The sequence below is a fragment of the Candidatus Rhodoblastus alkanivorans genome (assembly GCF_022760755.1).
Classification (GTDB): domain Bacteria; phylum Pseudomonadota; class Alphaproteobacteria; order Rhizobiales; family Beijerinckiaceae; genus Rhodoblastus; species Rhodoblastus alkanivorans.
On sequence record NZ_JAIVFP010000001.1, the window covers coordinates 1,291,041 to 1,307,581 of the forward strand.

A 16,541-nucleotide genomic window follows, 5' to 3' on the forward strand; every position below is an offset into this window, starting at 1 on the left:
GGCCCAAGAAGGGAAAATAATCCATGCCCTCGACGCAAGACCCGGCCAAAGTCGAAATGGTCAAAGACTATCCCAAGCATGTTTTCCCGGACCCTCCGGAACGACCGCCGGAATATGTCGCCTATCTTGACAAGGCGGCCATGGCGCTGCGCTCTGTTCGGCTGGTGGTCTATGCCGGTCTCGGCGCCTTCGTCCTGTTGGCGGCCTATGGCTTTTTCCTGATCTATCTGCTGACCAGCGACGCGCGCATCATGGCGGAGCAGACCCAGCGCATGACCGCTCAAATGGATGTGATGTCGCAGCAGATGCGATTGATCGCCACCATCATGGGCGACATGGAAACAAATATCGGCGGAATGCGCGCCGATCTGGGCGGCATGAGAAGCGATCTGGGCAATATGCGCGCGAATTTCCAGGAGATGAACCGACATGTGGCCGCGGTCGAAGCCTCCACCCGCGAAATGTCCTTGACCGTCGCCCTCATCCAGCATTCGGCCCGCAATCTCGACGCCAGCATTGGGCCCGCGATGGGCACGATGAACAATTTCATGCCCTTCGGCGCCGGGGGCAACCGCTGGCCGGGCGCGCCCCCCTTCGCGCCAATGCCGCGATAGGATGCGAACGCGCCCTGACGTTCTCCGAAACGTCATCCAGCCGTAGCGAAACTGTCGGCGAAAAGGAATTTAACGGTTCCGGCGCGGCCCGCGCCTCAAAGCGTCGCGAGCCGCGTCATGCAGGGACTGCCCGAGATCAATGCCCGTTATTGGCTGCTTCTGCTGATCGCGAGCGTCTGCGGGACAAATCTCGGCGATCTGGCGTCGGACAAGCTGGGCCTCGGCTTTCTCGGGGCTTTTGCGATTTTTTCCGTTATTTTCCTGAGTATGGCGGTGGCCTCGCGCCGTATCGCCTTCCTGGGCGAAGCCTATTATTGGGTGGCGATCGTCGTTTCGCGCGCCGGCGCGACCGATGTCGCGGACTTCGCCACCCATCAGCTGCGTCTCTCCTATCCCGCGCTGATCATTGGATCCCTGGCCGTTCTGGTCGCAACGCTGGCGATCACGGGGCGCCTCGGTCAGAACACGATCAGGACGGTCGACGCCGCCGACGGCCCCGCGATGGCGTTCCCCACGGCCAATGCCGCCTATTGGACGGCGATGATCCTCGCCAACGCTTTCGGGACCATCGCTGGCGATTATCTGGCCGACGAGCTGAGGTTCGGCGTCGGCCAGGCCATGCTGCTCACCGCTCCGGCGGCGGCCGTCGCCGTCATGCTGCGCGTCGCCGGCCAGTCTTCATCCAAATTCGGCTATTGGGCCGTGGTTCTGCTGATCCGCGCCGTCGCGACCAATCTCGGCGATTATCTCGCCGATGGCCTCGGCCTCGGTTTTTCCGTTTCCTGCGGCGCCGCGTTTCTTCTTCTCGCGCTGCTCATTCTCGCGCTGCTCACCTCTGCCTGGCCGCGCATGCGCGCCGCCGAGGCCCGTTGACCTGAAAGGTGGAATCCGCGCGCCACCGCCATCAGTAATGATGATGATAGTGGTGGTAGCGGTGATGATGATAATGGCGGCAGCCGCCGCGCAGGCCGCATGAGATTGTCGGGCCCGCGGTATAGCCGACGACGCCGCCGGCGACGGCGCCGACCGGGCCGCCGACAATCGCGCCCGCGCCGGCGCCGAGGGCGCCGTCAACCAGGCGGCCGGCATAGGCGGTCGCGCCAATCATCGACATTCCAAGACTCAGCGCCAGGATCAAGAATTTTTTGGCCATTTTTTCCTCCATTCTTTCAAATGAGTCGTAGCGGCGGCGAGCGCGCCGCCCAAATCAGGAACAAGCGGTTCATATTCGACGAACACTCGATATGGCGAATTGTTCCAGCTTGAGTGGAAAGACTTTGCCGGTCAGAAGCGCGACAGCGCTCGCGCCGGCAATGAACGCAAATATTCGTTGCATTCCTCGCCCCGACAACACTCTGCGCGAGCTTCAGTCGGCGATTTGGAAAGAAAATCCAGTCAAGGAAAAAGGCGAGACGAAGGCACTGTCGGCGAGCCGGCTTTTGGGTCCGCTTTCCCGTCGATTGGCAATGGTTCGATGCGGGCGGCGGCGCAGGTTCGGCGGCGAAGTGGCGGGCAGCGCCCGATGAAGATGAGCACTACGAGATCGTCATAACCCGTTGATGATTATGCAGATACTCCGAGTTATGCGGCTATCGGCGGGTTTCGGCGGCATTTGGGTGGATAACGGCGGCCATTTCGGACGTTAGACGGGGCATTTTTTGCTTTGCCCACTGATCGCTACGATGCAATCGCTCTCTGGATATGCGCTCGTTCAGCCTGCTTAGGTCGGCAACTGGGGCCTTTCCTGCCTGGCTGCTGTTGCTCGCCCAATATTGAAAGCTGCCAGCTATCGGAGGGCATTTGCCAACCGCATTAGCATGGTTGCAACAAGCTGAGGATCGAGCGGCGCCGCGGCATCGACAAGGCGCTTTTCGGCATCGGCAACGATTTCAGAGGCTGCCTCCAGGGCTTGATCGCCCGAGGGCGTCAACTCGGTCTTCTGAACGCGCCCGTGCTCTGGATGGGGAGTGCGCTTGATGAAACCCGACTTCTCGAGCGTGACGAGAATCGCCTGCATTGTCTGCGGCGTGATGAAGGCTTGGCGCGCCAGCGCGGCGTTCGAAGCTCCGGGTTCGACCTTCAAGTAGGCGAGCACCGCATATTGTGGCGTGGTCAGGCCGATCCGGCGCAATTCCGCATCCATGCGCGTCCGGAGCGCCTGTTGGGCCAGCTTCAGCGCGAAGCCTATCGTCGCATAGGGGTCGTCCATCAGTAAACTCGCATTGACATATCAGGGCCCTTACATTATATCAGCGCACTGATATTATCAAATCCAACAATACAAGGAAACCCCGTCATGCCGCATCTGATCGGACCTGATTTCATTGGCATTCAAGTCAAGGACATTGAAGCCGCGCGCGCCTTCTACACGCACGTCGTCGGGCTTCGCCCCGCGTCAATGAGTCCGCCGGGAGCCATCGTGTTCGATACCAAGCCGGTTCCGTTTGCCGTCCGCACGCCTGTTATCGACCTGGGGGCGACCGACAAGCTGGGCAGGGGCATTGCCATCTGGTTCGGCTGTGACGACGCTGATGCACTGCACGACCACCTCGTCGATCAAGGCATCGAAATCGAGTTCGCTCCAAAGGACGGGCCGTTCGGCCGATATTTCGCGTTCCGCGATCCGTTCGGCTACTCGATCACGGCCCATACGGTCATGAAGTCCTGATTTGGCGACCAAGGAAAACGACATGACGAACTCCAACCGGCCTCGACTCTTTGTCACCGGCTCGACCGGCGCGCTCGGCCGCCTCGTGATCACAGAACTTCTCAAGAGAGTTCCGGCGAGCAGCATCGTTGCGGGCGTCCGGTCGCTTGACCACGACGTCGCCAAGCAGATCGCCGCGCATGGCGTCGAACTCCGCATCGCTGACTATTCGCGGCCCGACACCCTCCTGGCGGCTTTCGCCGGCATCGACAGGCTGTTGCTGATCTCGTCGAGCGCACAGCGTGACCGCGTTTCCCAACACCAGAATGTCATCGAGGCCGCGAAGGCTGCAGGCGTCGGCTTGTTCGCCTATACGAGCCTGCTTCATGCCGACACCTCACCCCTCGGTCTTGGTGAGGACCATCTGCGGACCGAAGCCCTTCTGAAAGCGTCTGGCCTTCCGGTCGTGCTGCTGCGGCATGGGTGGTACATGGAGAACCACATGGCGGCGGTGCCCCCGGCGCTTCATCACGGGGCGGTGATCGGCAGTGCGGGCGAAGGGCGGTTCTCAACCGCCACCCGTGCTGACTTCGCCGAATCCGCAGCCATAGTACTCTCGACCGAGGGTCACGCGGGACGCATCTACGAGTTGGCGGGCGACCAAAGCTACAGCTTGGCCGATGTTGCCGACGCGATCGCCGCGTCTGCCGGCAAGCCCATAGTCTATAAGGATATGCCCGGCGCGGTCTTCAAGAATGCGCTCATCGGTATGGGTCTCCCCGAGAGCGTGGCCGAACTTATCGCGGACTCCGATGTCGCGGCTTCCAAGGGGGCATTAGAAGACAATGGCCGCCAACTCAGCGCACTGATCGGCCGCCCGACGGCTGATTATCGTCAGGTGGTTGAACAGACGGTCCGTGGCGGTAGCGTCCACGAAGGTGGTGGAGATTTCTGAGTGAAGCCGGCGGGCGGAGCTCCGCTTAGCGGAGCCCGCCGGCGGGCCGGGGCGGTCACCGCGCCCTCTTTGGTTATGGTCGAGTTGCTGAAGCTTGACCCCACCGAAACGAGGACATGATGACCGACGACACAATGGCATTTCTTCATCAACTGCGCGAGCGCGGCGGGGAGGACCTCCTGAAGGACCTCGCCGAAGCGGTGTTGCAGAAGCTGATGGATTTTGACGTCGACAACCTGATCGGCGCCGGACGCTACGAGCGTTCAGATGTGCGCACGACGCAGCGCAACGGCTATCGCCCGCGCGAACTCGACACCCGGCTCGGCACGCTGGAACTCAAAATCCCGAAGCTGCGCAAGGGCAGCTATTTTCCTGGCTTCCTCGAACCGCGCAAGACCGCCGAGCGCGCGCTTGTCGCCGTCATTCAGGAGGCCTGGATCCAGGGCGTTTCGACACGCAAGGTCGACGATCTCGTTCAGGCGATGGGCATGTCGGGCATCTCGAAAAGCCAGGTGTCGAAGCTCTGCGAGGACATCGACGAGCGGGTGAACTCGTTCCTCGATCGCAAGCTCGAAGGCGAGTGGCCCTATCTTTGGCTCGACGCGACCTATCTGAAAGTGCGCGAGAACGGCCGGATCGTCTCGGTCGCCGCAATAATAGCCACAGCGGTGAACGGCGAAGGGCGGCGTGAGATCATTGGGCTCGGGCTGGGGCCGTCGGAGGCGGCGGTGTTTTGGCTCGGCTTCCTGCGCTCGCTGGAAAGCCGCGGCCTCAAGGGCGTCAAGCTGGTCATCTCCGATGCGCATGAAGGCCTGAAAGCGGCTATCGCCCAAGTCTTCAAGGCGAGTTGGCAGCGTTGCCGGGTGCACTTCATGCGCAATGCGCTCGCTCATGTTTCCAAAGCGCATCATGGCATGGTGTCGGCGGCGATCCGCTCCGTCTTTGCCCAGGAGGATCAGGCCGCTGCGTCACGGACCTGGCGCCAGGTCGCCGACCAATTGCGGGCGCGATTTTCGCGGCTGGCCGATATGCTGGACGCCGCCGAGGCCGACGTGCTCGCCTTCATGGCGTTTCCCCGCGCGCATTGGCCGAAGCTGCATTCCACCAACCCGATCGAGCGCCTCAACAAGGAGGTGAAACGGCGCGCCGACGTGGTCGGCATTTTCCCCAACGAAACTTCGATCAGGCGGCTCCTCGGCGCCATCCTGCTCGAACAAAATGATGAGTGGCAATTACAGCATCGCTACATGAGCCTGGAGACGATGGCCGGCCTCGCCGACGAAGCCGCCGCGCCGCCAAAAATCGCAGCCTGAGAAAAGGCGCAACGACCGCCCCACAATTTCCACCACCTTGACGGACGTGACCTCCGTGGCCTCGCGCAGATTCACCCAACCGGCGCCTGAGGGATTGGATCATGACGTTCTGGATGGGTGTTGCATCGGCGGAACACGCGCGCGGAGGCCGTGACGGTGGCTTTGCTCAACTCGGGCATGGCAAGCATATCGCCGTGAAGTCTCTCAAGAAAGGCGACTGGATCGTCTATTACTCTCCGCGCGAGGGCATGGGTGAAGGCGCGACGGTGCAGGCATTCACGACAATCGGTCGTGTTACCTCGGACGCGCCATACCGCTTCGAGCAGGCGATGGACTTCAATCCGTACCGCGTCGATGTGGACTATCTGAAGGCTGCCAGGGCATTTCCGATCAGGCCGCTTCTCGGCGATCTGCGGCTGACACGCGATCACGATGCCAATTGGGGCATCGTGATGCGCGGCCCGAAGCGGGTGCTTCACGAAGAGGACATGCGCCGAATCGCGGAGGCCATGGGCATTCTGGCGGAATTCGAGGCTTCCCGAGGCCGACCTAGCGCATAGCGGCGATAAGAGGAAATCTCGATAAGATTTCCGTCTGGTTCGCTATACCGCACGGTGGTGTGCGATGATCGGCGGCAATATCGGGCCATAGAGGGCAATCGGCGGGATGGCGGAGAGGGAGGGATTCGAACCCCCGATACGGTTGCCCGTATGCCGCATTTCGAGTGCGGTGCGTTAAGCCAGACTCTGCCACCTCTCCGTCGTAACTATCTGTTACTTAAGGACATTCTGTCTGGCTTGATTGTCCCTAATACTGTCCCTATAGATTTCCCTATCAGGCGTCCCTATGGGCAGGAGCGTTGCGGCTCCGGGGCGGTAAATACACAGGGATTCGTTCAATGGCAAGGGGCGACACATATCTCAAAAGGCGGGGCAACAAATTCAGCGTTCGGTTCCAATTGTCCGTCGTCAGAAGATTTGAGACAATTCGCGACGCTCGGGAACGGAGGCTCTGGCTCACTGGGGTTAGATTTTACGCGGCCTGAGCGCGATGCTGCAAGCGGCGGTTTCGCATAGTCTGGCGTTTGATGTTTTCGCGTTCGAGCAGGATGGCGTCTCCGCGCCCGAACCCGAAGTAGATGTCGGCGGGCGTTAGATTGTCGAGACTTTCATGGTAGCGGCCATGATTGTAGTGGTCGACAAAGGCGGCGATCTGCTGCTCCAGTTCGCCGGGCAGGTAATAGTTTTCCAGCAGGATGCGGTTCTTGAGCGTTTGATGCCAGCGTTCGATTTTGCCCTGTGTCTGAGGGTGATAGGGCGCGCCGCGCACGTGGCTCATGCCCTTGGCCTTGAGATAATTGGCGAGGTCCTCGGCGATATAAGACGCGCCATTGTCCGACAGCAGCCGCGGCCGATGAACGACCGCGACCTGATCGAGCTTCGCCGCCTGGAGGGCGAGATCGAGCGTCGCCGTGACGTCCTCGGCCTTCATCGTGGCGCAGAGTTTCCAGGCCACGATAAAACGCGAGTAGTCGTCGAGAATCGTCGACAGATAATACCAGCCCCAGCCGGTGATCTTGAGATACGTAAAATCGGTCTGCCATTGCTGGTTTGGCGCCGTCGTCTTGTCCTTGAACTCGTTGGCGGCCTTGATGACAATATAGGCCGGGCTGGTGATGAGGTCGTGGGCCTTGAGCAGGCGGTAGACCGAGGCCTCCGAGACAAAATACTTCGCCTCGTCGGTGAAGCGCACCGCGAGTTCGCGGGGCGAGAGCTCCGGCTGCTCCAGCGCCATGGCCACGATCGCCTGGCGCGTCTCCTCGGGAATGCGGTTCCAGTTGCGCTCAGGGCGCGACGGCCGATCGGCCAAAGCCTCGGGGCCGCCCGCTCGCAGCCGCTCGACCCAGCGGTAAAAGGTCGAACGGGGAATGCCGAGTTTTTCCAGGGTCTTCGATGCGGAAAGATGCGACTCCTCAACCAGGCGGATGATCTCGGACTTTTCGGAGGGCGAATATCTCATGCCTCGTCCTCCAGGTCCTCGACCCCATCCGCGATCACGCTTTTTTTGAGCAGGCGGTTTTCGAGGGTGAGATCGGCCACGACCTCTTTCAGCGCTTGCGCCTCCCGGCGCAGCGTCTTGACCTCGTCCGAGGTGGCGGCGCGGGCCGTGTCGCCGGCCAGACGCTTTTTGCCGGCTTCAAGGAACTCCTTCGACCAGCCGTAATACATCGAGGTGGCGATGCCTTCGCGCCGGCACAGTTCGGCGATGCTTTCCTCGCCGCGCAAGCCTTCCAGCACAATGCGGATCTTGTCCTCGGCAGAGAAATGCCGCCGCGTCGCCCGACGGATATCCTTCAAAACAGCTTCTGCCGGCGCCTTCGCCGGTCCGGATTTCTGTCTCATCTTCGCTCCTTGATCAGCTATGATGAGCCAGAAATCCTCCCCTCACAAAACGACCTGTTTTGTCCCACTCGCGCTGACGCCGGACAGCCGACGTCTACTTCGGGCGCGGAGACGCCATCCTGCTCGAACGCGAAAACATCAAACGCCAGACTATGCGAAACCGCCGCTTGCAGCATCGCGCTCAGGCCGCGTAAAATCTAACCCCAGTGAGCCAGAGCCTCCGTTCCCGAGCGTCGCGAATTGTCTCAAATCTTCTGACGACGGACAACCGTTGGCAATTTCAAATTGCGACGGCGCCGATATCTTTACCCGAAGGCAACACGCTATGCAGCGCATCAGTGCGAAACGTGAAGCTTGGCCGGATTGTATCGAGACTCAAGGCCTTGATTGTCTTGGCCGTCGGTCCGTCCCCTGTTATCGTCAGGCGAACGGTGTTGGCCCCGCCAAACCGGACGCGACTGTCAACTTCGACGACGGTCCGCAACAGCCGCTTGTTCAGCACCGTAAATGAAACAAAGGGAATGCTGGGGACCTCCAAACCAAAACCCGGCGAATGGGTCAGAACGAATTCATTTTCGAGAGTGACCCTGATGCCGTCCGGTCGGAACGAGGTCGTGATGCCCGTCAAATATTTTGGGTAGCCCCAGATTTCTATGCCGCCGGTCAGCGCCGCATTGGTGGTAACAGGCAGGTTGGTTACATATAACGCTGCGTCCTCTACCTTCCGCAGATCGCTCAAGAGGCTCCATAACGATGGCGAAGTCCCCGGACGCCGCGCCATAACCCCGAGACAAATTTCGTTATAGGGTCCAATTGTCGTATCGCGGTATTCAAAAAGGATCAGCAGAACGATAACGCGGCCGAGTACGACAAGCGGCTCAAGTGGCAGGTTTCCCAGCACCGACTTGGCGACAGCGGGGTCTATGCGATACCCAATAAGCAGCATGGAGCCATCACGGTAAAGCACTGGAAGGCCAACCGGTCCAGCCGAAGTCGCAAAAGGCATTTGCTTAACGTCCGCGAAAATATCTTTGCCGCTCATCATACGTCTCCCAAAGCGGTCTCAACGGGGAAAGATTGCGCCTGTTTCCTCACCACGCGCATGTTCGAAGACTTGCTTCGCTTGCTGGAGCCATCGAGCAAGGCCCGCTTCGGGCCGACTGGCGGCCTTCGCGGTGACACGGGATGACGGAGGCTTCTGGCGGGAACCAGACCTTCTTTCATCCGCCGACCGATGGGCGGCTTGCAGGCCGCCCATAAGAGGATTTGTTATCCCAGCGACTTCATGATTTCGCGATACTCAGTTTCAGGAAACGCCTTGAGGGTCTTGCCCCTTACCGCACCCGCCATCGAAAGCCGCAACATAAACTGCCCTGCCGCCTTGTCGTCAGGAAATTCACTGATTGCAACCATGTCGTATTCGCCCATGGTCATGAAAAATTGTTTCATTTCTCCACCAAGTTGCTTTGCGAGAGCTTTGGCTGCATCAAGACGCTCGGGCGAATGATTAATTTCGCGCAGTCCGTGTTCCGTCCAATTCATGGCGGTGATATATGTAGACATAGACTCCTCCCACATTTTAAAACTTAGGCTCATAACAGCTAATGTGAAGCGCATTTAAACGGAGACATCTCCTGTCTATTCTTTAAATTAATGCCTTCGGTTGGCCAGAGACGTCTCGCGCTCTGAATATACAACTCTGAAGCTTGTATACGGAACACGATTCCGTGATAGCCACGCCAATCGCAAACTTCATCCATCCAATTTTACGCCCAGCATCAAGGTTATTGGATACGGCGCGACCTTAAACCGACCCACGAACAGATCGACGCCAAATCATAACTATAAAACATCGTGATCTAATTTAATTTCAGATGCTCACCGCATTGATAAATAATATTTTATGCGGACGAGCTTAAAATGATTGCGAATGAAATATACGAGGAACGAAAACCACAGCACCGAGAAACAAAAACGTCCTTCACCGACTGGTTTATCGGCACCTACGCGCGCGCCAAGGAAACCCTCGCGTTGATAAACGATACAGAGTCCGTCCTGATCCAATTCTGGATCGCGCGGTTCACCGACCGCGAGAGCCAAATTGCTTTCGTTCTCGTTTGGCCAAACGCGCGGATGGTCGAGGACCCGGACGGGCGGATCGTATGGATTTTGCCCGATAACCTCGTTTCCCGCCAATTTCTGCTGAATCGAGGGGGCGTCGAATTGACGGAATGCGTTGAGATCACCTTCTCATCGCGCCAGACGCGGGCGGCTTTCCTTGCTCACACAGACGACTGATGGCGACCTTGACTCCAAGGCGGCATAATGTTCCATTTATGTTCTCGTGCAGATGGAGCGGAATCATGTCGGCAGCGTCCGAGCGAGAACACGTGGCCGACGCCACGGATGAAGAGATTGATGCAATCGTCGCTGAGTTTGGTGGCGACGCGAGGCAGGCTATCAGGGCGCTCCTTCACGACCTGACGCAGATCGCCTTGGACGCCGAGGCAGCCGTCTCACGCGGCTATGTCCGGGGAAATCTCCTGCCTTTCAAGCTTCGTGGGTCTGCCGATCCGTCATGAACAGTCGGCCTCGTCGGGCGGCGCTATCGCAATCAGCGTTGGCCAACTTGCGGATGAACTCCAAGAAATTGTCGAAGTGCTGAAGCGTTGATCGGCGGGCCTTTTGGGCATTTGACGTCCAGAAGTTCCGGAAATGGGCGCTTCGTCACGCCGAAACTGTTGCTTAGGATTTTGGCGCATCGGCGCAGTGAAGCGGGGCGTCACGTAGATAATAGGCGCGAAGTAAAAATAGACGTAGCATCTCAAAAATAATATTGAGGCACAATATGACCATCTTATATGATAAATAATACTACAAAACATAACCGACACGGATTTACAGCGGCCATCCTGCCGCGAAACTGCACCGGGACATTTAGGCAAGGACAGATAACGCTGTCAGCCGCCAGACCGGGAGCAATGAGATAGTCGGATCGCACGGGCGGAATCGAGACAAACTCCAAATGCGGGTGTCTCCCTAAACGGCCCCCGTCTCACGCGGATCGCGATTGAGAAAAAGGCACTACCATAAAAGAGTAGCATTCGGTCCTGACGATTGGACCATGCTACCAGATGTGAAGTCGTTAGACTGGCTTTCTCATCTGAGCTTTCATTTCCACAAAATTTTAATAACCGTTTGCCAGAGAAATCTGGCGGGATACGTCGCTACATGCTGGTCAAGGGAAACCGTCAGCAGTGGATAAAACCACTACGTGACGAAGTCTACGATTGCCATTCGGGACGTTTGGACCCAAGGTCAACCAATAAAGCAATATCATCCTCCCTTTCGATAAGACCTATTTCTTTTCTTCATTGTCTTATCGAAGGGGGGATAAAGCGATAGGCACTTCGAACGATTACCACAAGTGTTTCGAATATAAATTGCCTGAAGGCTTTCAAAAATTGCTGTTCAAATTTCGAGAAAAAAACATTTCCGAAAGGAGCGAAATTGGTCTTTCGAGCGAAGTGAGAAAGCCAATTGAGTGAGTGAGGAAATAGGACTTGCCGAAGGCAAGGCCTCGAAAGGTTTCTTCCTATACATTAATGGATATTTGCGTCCTTTTTTCAGATTGAATGAGCGTGAATACGCGTTGCGTAGTTCTCCTTTAGGGTTCAGACCCATAAAATGGTTGGCATGATCGCGGCGTTGTGATTCACGGATTCCGAGAGGAATCGCTGATGAATCGGGATCAATTTTGGCTGACGGACACTCAGTTTCTGAAGATTGCGCCGCATCTTCCCACGGATACGCGCGGCAAGCCGCGAGTTGATGATCTGCGCGTCATAAGTGGGATCGTCCATGTGTTGAAATCAGGCGGCCGTTGGATCGACGCGCCGCCCGAATATGGGCCGAAGAAAACGCTCTACAACCGCTATGTGCGCTGGGCCGCCAAGGGCGTCTGGTCCGATCTGTTCCAGGCGCTTGCCCAAGCCGGCGATCCGCCCACCGAGGTTCTTATCGACTCCTCCGCCGTGAAGGCGCATCGCTCGGCCTCGGGCGGAAAAGGGGGGAGAAAAATCAGGCCATCGGTCGCTCGCGCGGCGGACGCACGACGAAAATCCACGCGCTGACCGATGCGCACTGCCGGCCGCTCGCCTTCATCCTCACGGGCGGCCAGGTCGCCGACTGCACAGCGGGCGCGGCGCTGCTTGCGAGGCTTCCGGACTGCGAAATCCTGCATGGCGACAAGGGTTATGACACGAATGCGATCCGAAGGCAGGTCGAAGAGCGCGGCGCAATGCCGAACATTCCGCCGAAGGCCAATCGCAAATGGAAAAATTGCTTCTCGCCCTTCCTCTATCGAAACCGGAACGCCATTGAGCGAATGTTCTGCCGACTGAAGGACTTCCGGCGCGTGGCGACGCGCTACGACCGAAACGCCACGAATTTTCTCGCCGCCGTTTGCATCGCCGCCGCCGTCAGCTACTGGTTATGTGTCTGGACCCTAATGTGTTCGACCAAGGCCGCGCCAATTTACGATTCGACATCGGAATCCTGCCGTGCTCCTTTCGAGACAATTTGCAGCCCGCCATCCGCAAGCGGTCTCTGCAACGCCTTGGCTTCTGACATCGGCGCCCTGAGCCAGATATCCACTTCCTCGTAGGTGGTCAGGATCACTGGCATGGCCTTCGGATGAATTGGCGCGATGTCCGCATTCGCTTCGGTGGTCAAAAAGGCGAAAATGTCAGCGGTGACTTCGCCTTCCTTGGCCTTGCGCACTGATGTCCAGTTTGTCCAGATTCCCGCGAAGGCTGCCAGCGGGCGGCTATCGTCGAGCGCGAACCAGACGGGGACCTTTTTGCCGTCGGGGCCAGCCTCATATTCCGAAAAGGAGGTGAAGGGCACGATGCAGCGGCATTCGACGCCCAGCCATCGACGCCAGTGCGGCGACGCGATATTCCGGACGTTGGTGACGCCCGGATCGGCCGTCCGGCCCTTGAGCGCGAAAACCGGCGACGGCATCCCCCACCGCGCCATCGTCAATTCGCGGTCGCCGTCAGCCACGCGGACGATAGGCGCGGGATAGTCCGGGAAGATGCCCGTCATTGACGGCAGGTTGCCGGTCAGGTCGCGGGTGACGCGGAATGTCGCTCGGACCGCCGCTTGCGGCTTCGTCATTGAATACAGGTTGCACATCGGCAAATTATGGAGGGCGAAGCGGCTGGCGGCAAACTGCCATCGCTTTCCACCGCGCTTCGGGAAACGCCGCCGCGAAGGATCAGCGAATATGTCGCCCCTGACGATTTTTCTCGGGAAGTTCCTCGGCCTTAGCTACCTCATCACCTGCGTCGTTTGCATGGCCCGGCCCAAGGCGACCTTGGACGCGGCCAATTCGATGGCCGAGGATTCCGGCCTGCTGCTGATGTCGGGCATCTTCACAATGGCCGCTGGGGTCGCGGTGGTGATTGGCCACAATGTCTGGTCGGGCGGCGCCCTGCCAATTGCCGTGACGGTGCTGGGATGGCTGATGCTCATCAAGGGCGTCGTCCTAATGGCGATGCCGCCCCGGTTGCTGATCGCCTCATACAGATTCCTAAACTCTCCAGCGCGCTTTCGCCTCCTCATGATCCCGGCCACGATTTTCGGCGCATGGGTGGCGGTGGTGGCGTTCATCGGCTGAATCAAACCGCCGCGCCGACGCGGCGATTAGGCCGCAATCGTTTCGCGACGTCGGTCATCTTGCTTATTGATCTCTTCGCGCAAGCACATCTCATAAAACTCAAGAGCTATCAACGTGCTGATGAACGCCTCAAGCGTATTTTCCGCACACTCAGTCCGACAGCCTGCGCGTCTAAGATCGGCAACAATTATGCGCCACTCCGCAATAACATTCTTCATCCAAATTATGTGCCCAGCGGCCACGTCAATATTATTTTGCAGATCGCACATGAGCGGTCCTCCCCGACCATTTTGGTTGTTTTTGATTTTCTTATTTTTATCTTATATTATTGATCGGATGGCAAAATTCAAGCTGTTGAAACTACCGAGGCCCCGCTCCCAACCGCCCCAACGACGCCGCGATCAGGCCATCTTTCGAACGAAATCCTCAATGGCGCCAAGAACGCCGAGGTCCACGTTCTCCTGCGTGATGCCGCGCGCCTTGAGCGCCGTCTTCGAAACCAGCAGCGAATGGTCGCCGCCCTCGACAACGTGAATGTTGGTTGGCGCCGACATGCGCCCACGCACGTCCTCAAAGATTTGCAGCGGACAGAGATGGTCACGCGTCCCTTGAACGAACATCGCGGGAGTCGTGAGTTCGAGCAGCACCTGATCGCGCAGCTTGGACACATCGCCGCCACCGCATAGCGGGTAGCCGAGGCAGACGACCGCCGCCACCTTCTCGACGAGTGCGACGTGACAACCGACGCGCCCACCCATGCTCTTCCCGACAAGGATGATCGGCCCGGCGTGATTTTGCCGCAAGGCATGGAGAGCGGCGCGATGGGCCTCGATCAGATGCGGCAGGCGGTCCGGACTTTTCCGACCCTCGATCATATAGGGATAGTCGAACGGGTGGACTGATCCGAACCTGCCCAACAGACGCGCGAACATCTGCATGCGCGGGTGCGACGATGGCGCCCCGGCGCCGGGAGCGAGCAGGAAGGCAATGTTTTGGCCCGGCATCTGGAAATGATTTGACCTCTCGCCTTGCTCCCGGTTTCATCAGACACCTACTCTGAGTGCTCACGGAACCGGCGGCAACCCAGGCGGGTTAACAACAAGCGCGGGGAACGATCCGATGACGGTCATCCATGACTTGGTCGAGGACTGGATACAAATCCGCTCGACGCTTCAGCGGCAACTCAAAATGCTCCAATCCGGGGAAGCGTCGTCCGAATCTTATATTTCCGAAAACGAGAAGACGGCGACAATCAACCGGATCAAGGGGTGCATCGAAGAAATGAACGCGCTCTTGAAGGAGCACGCGCGGGTCCATCAACTTTGAAGGCTTTCGGCGGGGGGCTGAAACGCCGAACGTGACTGACTGGACGAACGGCGGCGTCAAAACACTTTCTACAACAGTTTCGAACGATGCTGCCGCCCTAAAAAAAAGACCCCCGACGCGCAGGGCCGCCGGGGCAGGTCTAGTCATAGGGAGGAATAATAATCATTTGCTCTCGCTTTCGACTCAACGTCGAGCGCGATTGCGAGAGGTTGCAGAATACACACTTCCAAAGTTCGCGAAGAATCGGACTCCCTGCCGTGCCGCGTTCTTCACTTCCCCACGCTGCGAGGACAACTATTTAATATCACAAAAACACCAATCCGTAATTCTAATTCAGTCACGATATTTGGTATTACGAGGCGCTGTTGCATATTTGCCGTTGCAACGTTCAAGCTTGACCGGAGGCTGAACCTTAAATGGAATTCTAAGTGAGGCTCAATCCTTCGCTTGGCGATCATTGGTCGGCTGGCCCGTCAGCGCGGCGCTGGCATTCGCCGAACACGGCGATTCCGCCTCTTTCGCTAACCGGCGGGCGCCCGGCGCGCATTTGGGTGAGCCACCAGAAACATTCTCAGCACGACCAACGCATCCGAAGCTTTGTCGCGCACACCAAGATCGAGAAAGCCACGCAGATCGACGATGATCATCTGGCGCACATTCACAGCGCCCCGATGGATGTTCAGCAGATAACTCGCGAGCAATGCGGTATGTCGTTTGGACACGGCGACGTCCGTCGCTACTTCGTCAGGCGCAAGACCCGCGAATTCGGCGCACTCCCGCATGGAAATCACGATATTCACTCCCGGCGTGACCCACATTCTTTGGATTTTTTTCGCCATATAGCGGGTTGCTGAAAAGGATTTTTGACACCCCCGACGTCGTAAAGTCCGACCACCGTTCAGAAGTTGACATTTCCGAGAAAGCAAAGACGGCGCCAATCGCCCGGATCAAGGCGTGAATCGACGCCAGCCATCGTTCGGTTTCACCCGCTGGCGGGATCGTTTACCGCCTTAACCGCTTATGCAGGCTTCCGGGCGACCTTGGACGGCTTTTCAGCCACGACTGCGGCCTTACCCCTGCGCTGCTGGCCGAGTCCCATGGACTTCGCCAATGCCGACCTTTGCGCCGCATAGTTCGGCGCCACCATTGGGTAGTCAGGCGCCAAGCCCCATTTCTCGCGATACTGCTCAGGCGTCATATCGTGATCGGTGCTCAGATGTCGTTTCAAGGATTTGAATTTCTTGCCGTCTTCCAAACAGACGATGAAATCAGGAAAAACTGATTTTTTTATCGGAACCGCTGGTTTGGGGGCCTCGGCCACCACCGGATCGGCGCCAGCGGAAATACGAACAAGAGCGCCATGGACTTCGGCGATCAGGCCCGGAAGATCAGCCGGAGGAACGGCATTTTTGCTCACATACGCCGAGATAATGACGGCGGCGAGTTCAATCTCGTTGGATTCGGCCACTTGGTCCTCATGGATTTCAGTTGTTTGGCTCCAATCGGAGCTTGTATAGAAGCAATCAGAATGCGCAAACGAAAGCGCCTATTCGTCCGATATCGGCTATAATCAAGTTTTCTTCAATGAACGCTTAGAACCC

At 58.2% G+C, this 16,541-nt stretch carries 20 protein-coding genes, 1 tRNA gene and 1 pseudogene; 12 read left to right on the forward strand and 10 right to left on the reverse strand.

The genetic code is table 11. From position 1 onward, the window contains the following. The first annotated feature begins 23 nt into the window (after positions 1-23). Positions 24-614 carry a hypothetical protein gene (locus tag K2U94_RS05880; RefSeq protein WP_243066316.1) on the forward strand — a complete coding sequence of 197 codons (591 nt, stop codon included), beginning with the start codon at positions 24-26 and terminating at the stop codon, positions 612-614. A 117-nt stretch (positions 615-731) separates the two neighbouring features. Next, entirely contained in the window at positions 732-1,487 is a 756-nt protein-coding gene (locus K2U94_RS05885) for a COG4705 family protein (protein WP_243066317.1), read from the forward strand. A gap of 31 nt (positions 1,488-1,518) precedes the next feature. Here the strand turns inward: K2U94_RS05885 and K2U94_RS05890 are convergent, their stop codons facing one another. After that, positions 1,519-1,767, reverse strand: a complete 249-nt coding sequence (locus K2U94_RS05890) for a hypothetical protein (RefSeq protein WP_243066318.1) — start codon at positions 1,765-1,767, stop codon at positions 1,519-1,521. Positions 1,768-1,927: 160 nt separating this feature from the next. Between K2U94_RS05890 and K2U94_RS05895 the strand changes: the two genes are divergently transcribed. Then, the gene (locus K2U94_RS05895) at positions 1,928-2,140 is read left to right on the forward strand and encodes a hypothetical protein (RefSeq protein WP_243066319.1); all 213 of its coding nucleotides are present in this window, start codon (positions 1,928-1,930) and stop codon (positions 2,138-2,140) included. A 260-nt stretch (positions 2,141-2,400) separates the two neighbouring features. Here K2U94_RS05895 and K2U94_RS05900 read toward each other — a convergent pair whose 3' ends face one another. Next, positions 2,401-2,823, reverse strand: coding sequence for a MarR family winged helix-turn-helix transcriptional regulator (locus K2U94_RS05900; RefSeq protein WP_243066320.1), 423 nt, complete (start codon positions 2,821-2,823; stop codon positions 2,401-2,403). A gap of 87 nt (positions 2,824-2,910) precedes the next feature. Between K2U94_RS05900 and K2U94_RS05905 the strand changes: the two genes are divergently transcribed. From K2U94_RS05905 to K2U94_RS05920, 4 genes are all read left to right on the forward strand, one after another. Continuing rightward, positions 2,911-3,282: a VOC family protein gene (locus K2U94_RS05905; RefSeq protein ID WP_243066321.1), complete on the forward strand. Its 372-nt coding sequence runs from the start codon at positions 2,911-2,913 to the stop codon at positions 3,280-3,282. 22 nt (positions 3,283-3,304) lie between these two features. Beyond that, positions 3,305-4,216: an SDR family oxidoreductase gene (locus K2U94_RS05910; protein ID WP_243066322.1), complete on the forward strand. Its 912-nt coding sequence runs from the start codon at positions 3,305-3,307 to the stop codon at positions 4,214-4,216. Positions 4,217-4,335: 119 nt separating this feature from the next. Continuing rightward, positions 4,336-5,529: an IS256 family transposase gene (locus K2U94_RS05915; protein WP_243065387.1), complete on the forward strand. Its 1,194-nt coding sequence runs from the start codon at positions 4,336-4,338 to the stop codon at positions 5,527-5,529. 101 nt (positions 5,530-5,630) lie between these two features. Next, a complete protein-coding gene (locus tag K2U94_RS05920) occupies positions 5,631-6,089 on the forward strand; it encodes an EVE domain-containing protein (protein WP_243066323.1) in 459 nt (152 codons plus the stop codon). Positions 6,090-6,196: 107 nt separating this feature from the next. Here K2U94_RS05920 and K2U94_RS05925 read toward each other — a convergent pair. The 4 genes from K2U94_RS05925 to K2U94_RS05940 all read right to left on the reverse strand — a co-directional run bounded on the left by K2U94_RS05925 (position 6,197) and on the right by K2U94_RS05940 (position 9,494). Next, a tRNA-Ser gene (locus K2U94_RS05925) sits at positions 6,197-6,288 on the reverse strand. 273 nt (positions 6,289-6,561) lie between these two features. Continuing rightward, positions 6,562-7,931 (reverse strand): IS3 family transposase gene (locus K2U94_RS05930; protein ID WP_243065816.1). Its coding sequence is split into 2 segments (ribosomal slippage): positions 6,562-7,595 and positions 7,595-7,931, totalling 1,371 coding nucleotides; the frame shifts between segments, so codons are not numbered across the junction. A gap of 280 nt (positions 7,932-8,211) precedes the next feature. Further along, complete coding sequence (locus tag K2U94_RS05935; protein WP_243066324.1) at positions 8,212-8,973, reverse strand: acetoacetate decarboxylase family protein; 762 nt, start codon at positions 8,971-8,973, stop codon at positions 8,212-8,214. 227 nt (positions 8,974-9,200) lie between these two features. Then, positions 9,201-9,494, reverse strand: a complete 294-nt coding sequence (locus K2U94_RS05940; RefSeq protein WP_243066325.1) for a GYD domain-containing protein — start codon at positions 9,492-9,494, stop codon at positions 9,201-9,203. A gap of 357 nt (positions 9,495-9,851) precedes the next feature. Between K2U94_RS05940 and K2U94_RS05945 the strand changes: the two genes are divergently transcribed. From K2U94_RS05945 to K2U94_RS05955, 3 genes and pseudogenes are all read left to right on the forward strand, one after another. Continuing rightward, positions 9,852-10,229: a hypothetical protein gene (locus K2U94_RS05945; RefSeq protein WP_243066326.1), complete on the forward strand. Its 378-nt coding sequence runs from the start codon at positions 9,852-9,854 to the stop codon at positions 10,227-10,229. A 65-nt stretch (positions 10,230-10,294) separates the two neighbouring features. Further along, a complete protein-coding gene (locus tag K2U94_RS05950) occupies positions 10,295-10,513 on the forward strand; it encodes a hypothetical protein (protein WP_243066327.1) in 219 nt (72 codons plus the stop codon). Positions 10,514-11,671: 1,158 nt separating this feature from the next. Next, a pseudogene (locus K2U94_RS05955) lies at positions 11,672-12,426 on the forward strand (IS5 family transposase); the annotation flags it as partial. A 41-nt stretch (positions 12,427-12,467) separates the two neighbouring features. Here K2U94_RS05955 and K2U94_RS05960 read toward each other — a convergent pair. Beyond that, positions 12,468-13,130 carry an SOS response-associated peptidase gene (locus K2U94_RS05960; RefSeq protein WP_243066328.1) on the reverse strand — a complete coding sequence of 221 codons (663 nt, stop codon included), beginning with the start codon at positions 13,128-13,130 and terminating at the stop codon, positions 12,468-12,470. Positions 13,131-13,221: 91 nt separating this feature from the next. Here K2U94_RS05960 and K2U94_RS05965 point away from each other — a divergent pair, with 91 nt between their 5' ends. Together K2U94_RS05965 and K2U94_RS05970 are read left to right on the forward strand one after the other, a co-directional pair. Further along, complete coding sequence (locus K2U94_RS05965; RefSeq protein WP_243066329.1) at positions 13,222-13,614, forward strand: hypothetical protein; 393 nt, start codon at positions 13,222-13,224, stop codon at positions 13,612-13,614. Next, positions 13,584-13,946 (forward strand): hypothetical protein, encoded by a 363-nt coding sequence (locus K2U94_RS05970; protein WP_243066330.1) that lies wholly within the window; start codon positions 13,584-13,586, stop codon positions 13,944-13,946. The genes K2U94_RS05965 and K2U94_RS05970 overlap by 31 nt, the downstream gene beginning before the upstream one ends. A gap of 69 nt (positions 13,947-14,015) precedes the next feature. Here K2U94_RS05970 and K2U94_RS05975 read toward each other — a convergent pair whose 3' ends face one another. From K2U94_RS05975 to K2U94_RS05985, 3 genes are all read right to left on the reverse strand, one after another. Further along, positions 14,016-14,618, reverse strand: coding sequence for an alpha/beta hydrolase family protein (locus K2U94_RS05975; protein ID WP_272884844.1), 603 nt, complete (start codon positions 14,616-14,618; stop codon positions 14,016-14,018). A gap of 843 nt (positions 14,619-15,461) precedes the next feature. Further along, positions 15,462-15,779, reverse strand: coding sequence for a hypothetical protein (locus K2U94_RS05980; protein WP_243066332.1), 318 nt, complete (start codon positions 15,777-15,779; stop codon positions 15,462-15,464). A 179-nt stretch (positions 15,780-15,958) separates the two neighbouring features. Further along, positions 15,959-16,408 (reverse strand): Ros/MucR family transcriptional regulator, encoded by a 450-nt coding sequence (locus tag K2U94_RS05985; protein ID WP_243066333.1) that lies wholly within the window; start codon positions 16,406-16,408, stop codon positions 15,959-15,961. Between the last annotated feature and the right edge of the window lie 133 nt (positions 16,409-16,541).

Excerpts from the sequence above, each read along its gene's own strand:
- K2U94_RS05880 (WP_243066316.1), top strand. The coding sequence starts at position 24 with ATGCCCTCGACGCAAGACCCGGCCAAAGTCGAAATGGTCAAAGACTAT.
- K2U94_RS05885 (WP_243066317.1), top strand. The coding sequence starts at position 732 with ATGCAGGGACTGCCCGAGATCAATGCCCGTTATTGGCTGCTTCTGCTG.
- K2U94_RS05890 (WP_243066318.1), bottom strand. The coding sequence starts at position 1,767 with ATGGCCAAAAAATTCTTGATCCTGGCGCTGAGTCTTGGAATGTCGATG.
- K2U94_RS05895 (WP_243066319.1), top strand. The coding sequence starts at position 1,928 with ATGAACGCAAATATTCGTTGCATTCCTCGCCCCGACAACACTCTGCGC.
- K2U94_RS05900 (WP_243066320.1), bottom strand. The coding sequence starts at position 2,823 with ATGGACGACCCCTATGCGACGATAGGCTTCGCGCTGAAGCTGGCCCAA.
- K2U94_RS05905 (WP_243066321.1), top strand. The coding sequence starts at position 2,911 with ATGCCGCATCTGATCGGACCTGATTTCATTGGCATTCAAGTCAAGGAC.
- K2U94_RS05910 (WP_243066322.1), top strand. The coding sequence starts at position 3,305 with ATGACGAACTCCAACCGGCCTCGACTCTTTGTCACCGGCTCGACCGGC.
- K2U94_RS05915 (WP_243065387.1), top strand. The coding sequence starts at position 4,336 with ATGACCGACGACACAATGGCATTTCTTCATCAACTGCGCGAGCGCGGC.
- K2U94_RS05920 (WP_243066323.1), top strand. The coding sequence starts at position 5,631 with ATGACGTTCTGGATGGGTGTTGCATCGGCGGAACACGCGCGCGGAGGC.
- K2U94_RS05935 (WP_243066324.1), bottom strand. The coding sequence starts at position 8,973 with ATGAGCGGCAAAGATATTTTCGCGGACGTTAAGCAAATGCCTTTTGCG.
- K2U94_RS05940 (WP_243066325.1), bottom strand. The coding sequence starts at position 9,494 with ATGTCTACATATATCACCGCCATGAATTGGACGGAACACGGACTGCGC.
- K2U94_RS05945 (WP_243066326.1), top strand. The coding sequence starts at position 9,852 with ATGATTGCGAATGAAATATACGAGGAACGAAAACCACAGCACCGAGAA.
- K2U94_RS05950 (WP_243066327.1), top strand. The coding sequence starts at position 10,295 with ATGTCGGCAGCGTCCGAGCGAGAACACGTGGCCGACGCCACGGATGAA.
- K2U94_RS05960 (WP_243066328.1), bottom strand. The coding sequence starts at position 13,130 with ATGTGCAACCTGTATTCAATGACGAAGCCGCAAGCGGCGGTCCGAGCG.
- K2U94_RS05965 (WP_243066329.1), top strand. The coding sequence starts at position 13,222 with ATGTCGCCCCTGACGATTTTTCTCGGGAAGTTCCTCGGCCTTAGCTAC.
- K2U94_RS05970 (WP_243066330.1), top strand. The coding sequence starts at position 13,584 with ATGGGTGGCGGTGGTGGCGTTCATCGGCTGAATCAAACCGCCGCGCCG.
- K2U94_RS05975 (WP_272884844.1), bottom strand. The coding sequence starts at position 14,618 with ATGCCGGGCCAAAACATTGCCTTCCTGCTCGCTCCCGGCGCCGGGGCG.
- K2U94_RS05980 (WP_243066332.1), bottom strand. The coding sequence starts at position 15,779 with ATGGCGAAAAAAATCCAAAGAATGTGGGTCACGCCGGGAGTGAATATC.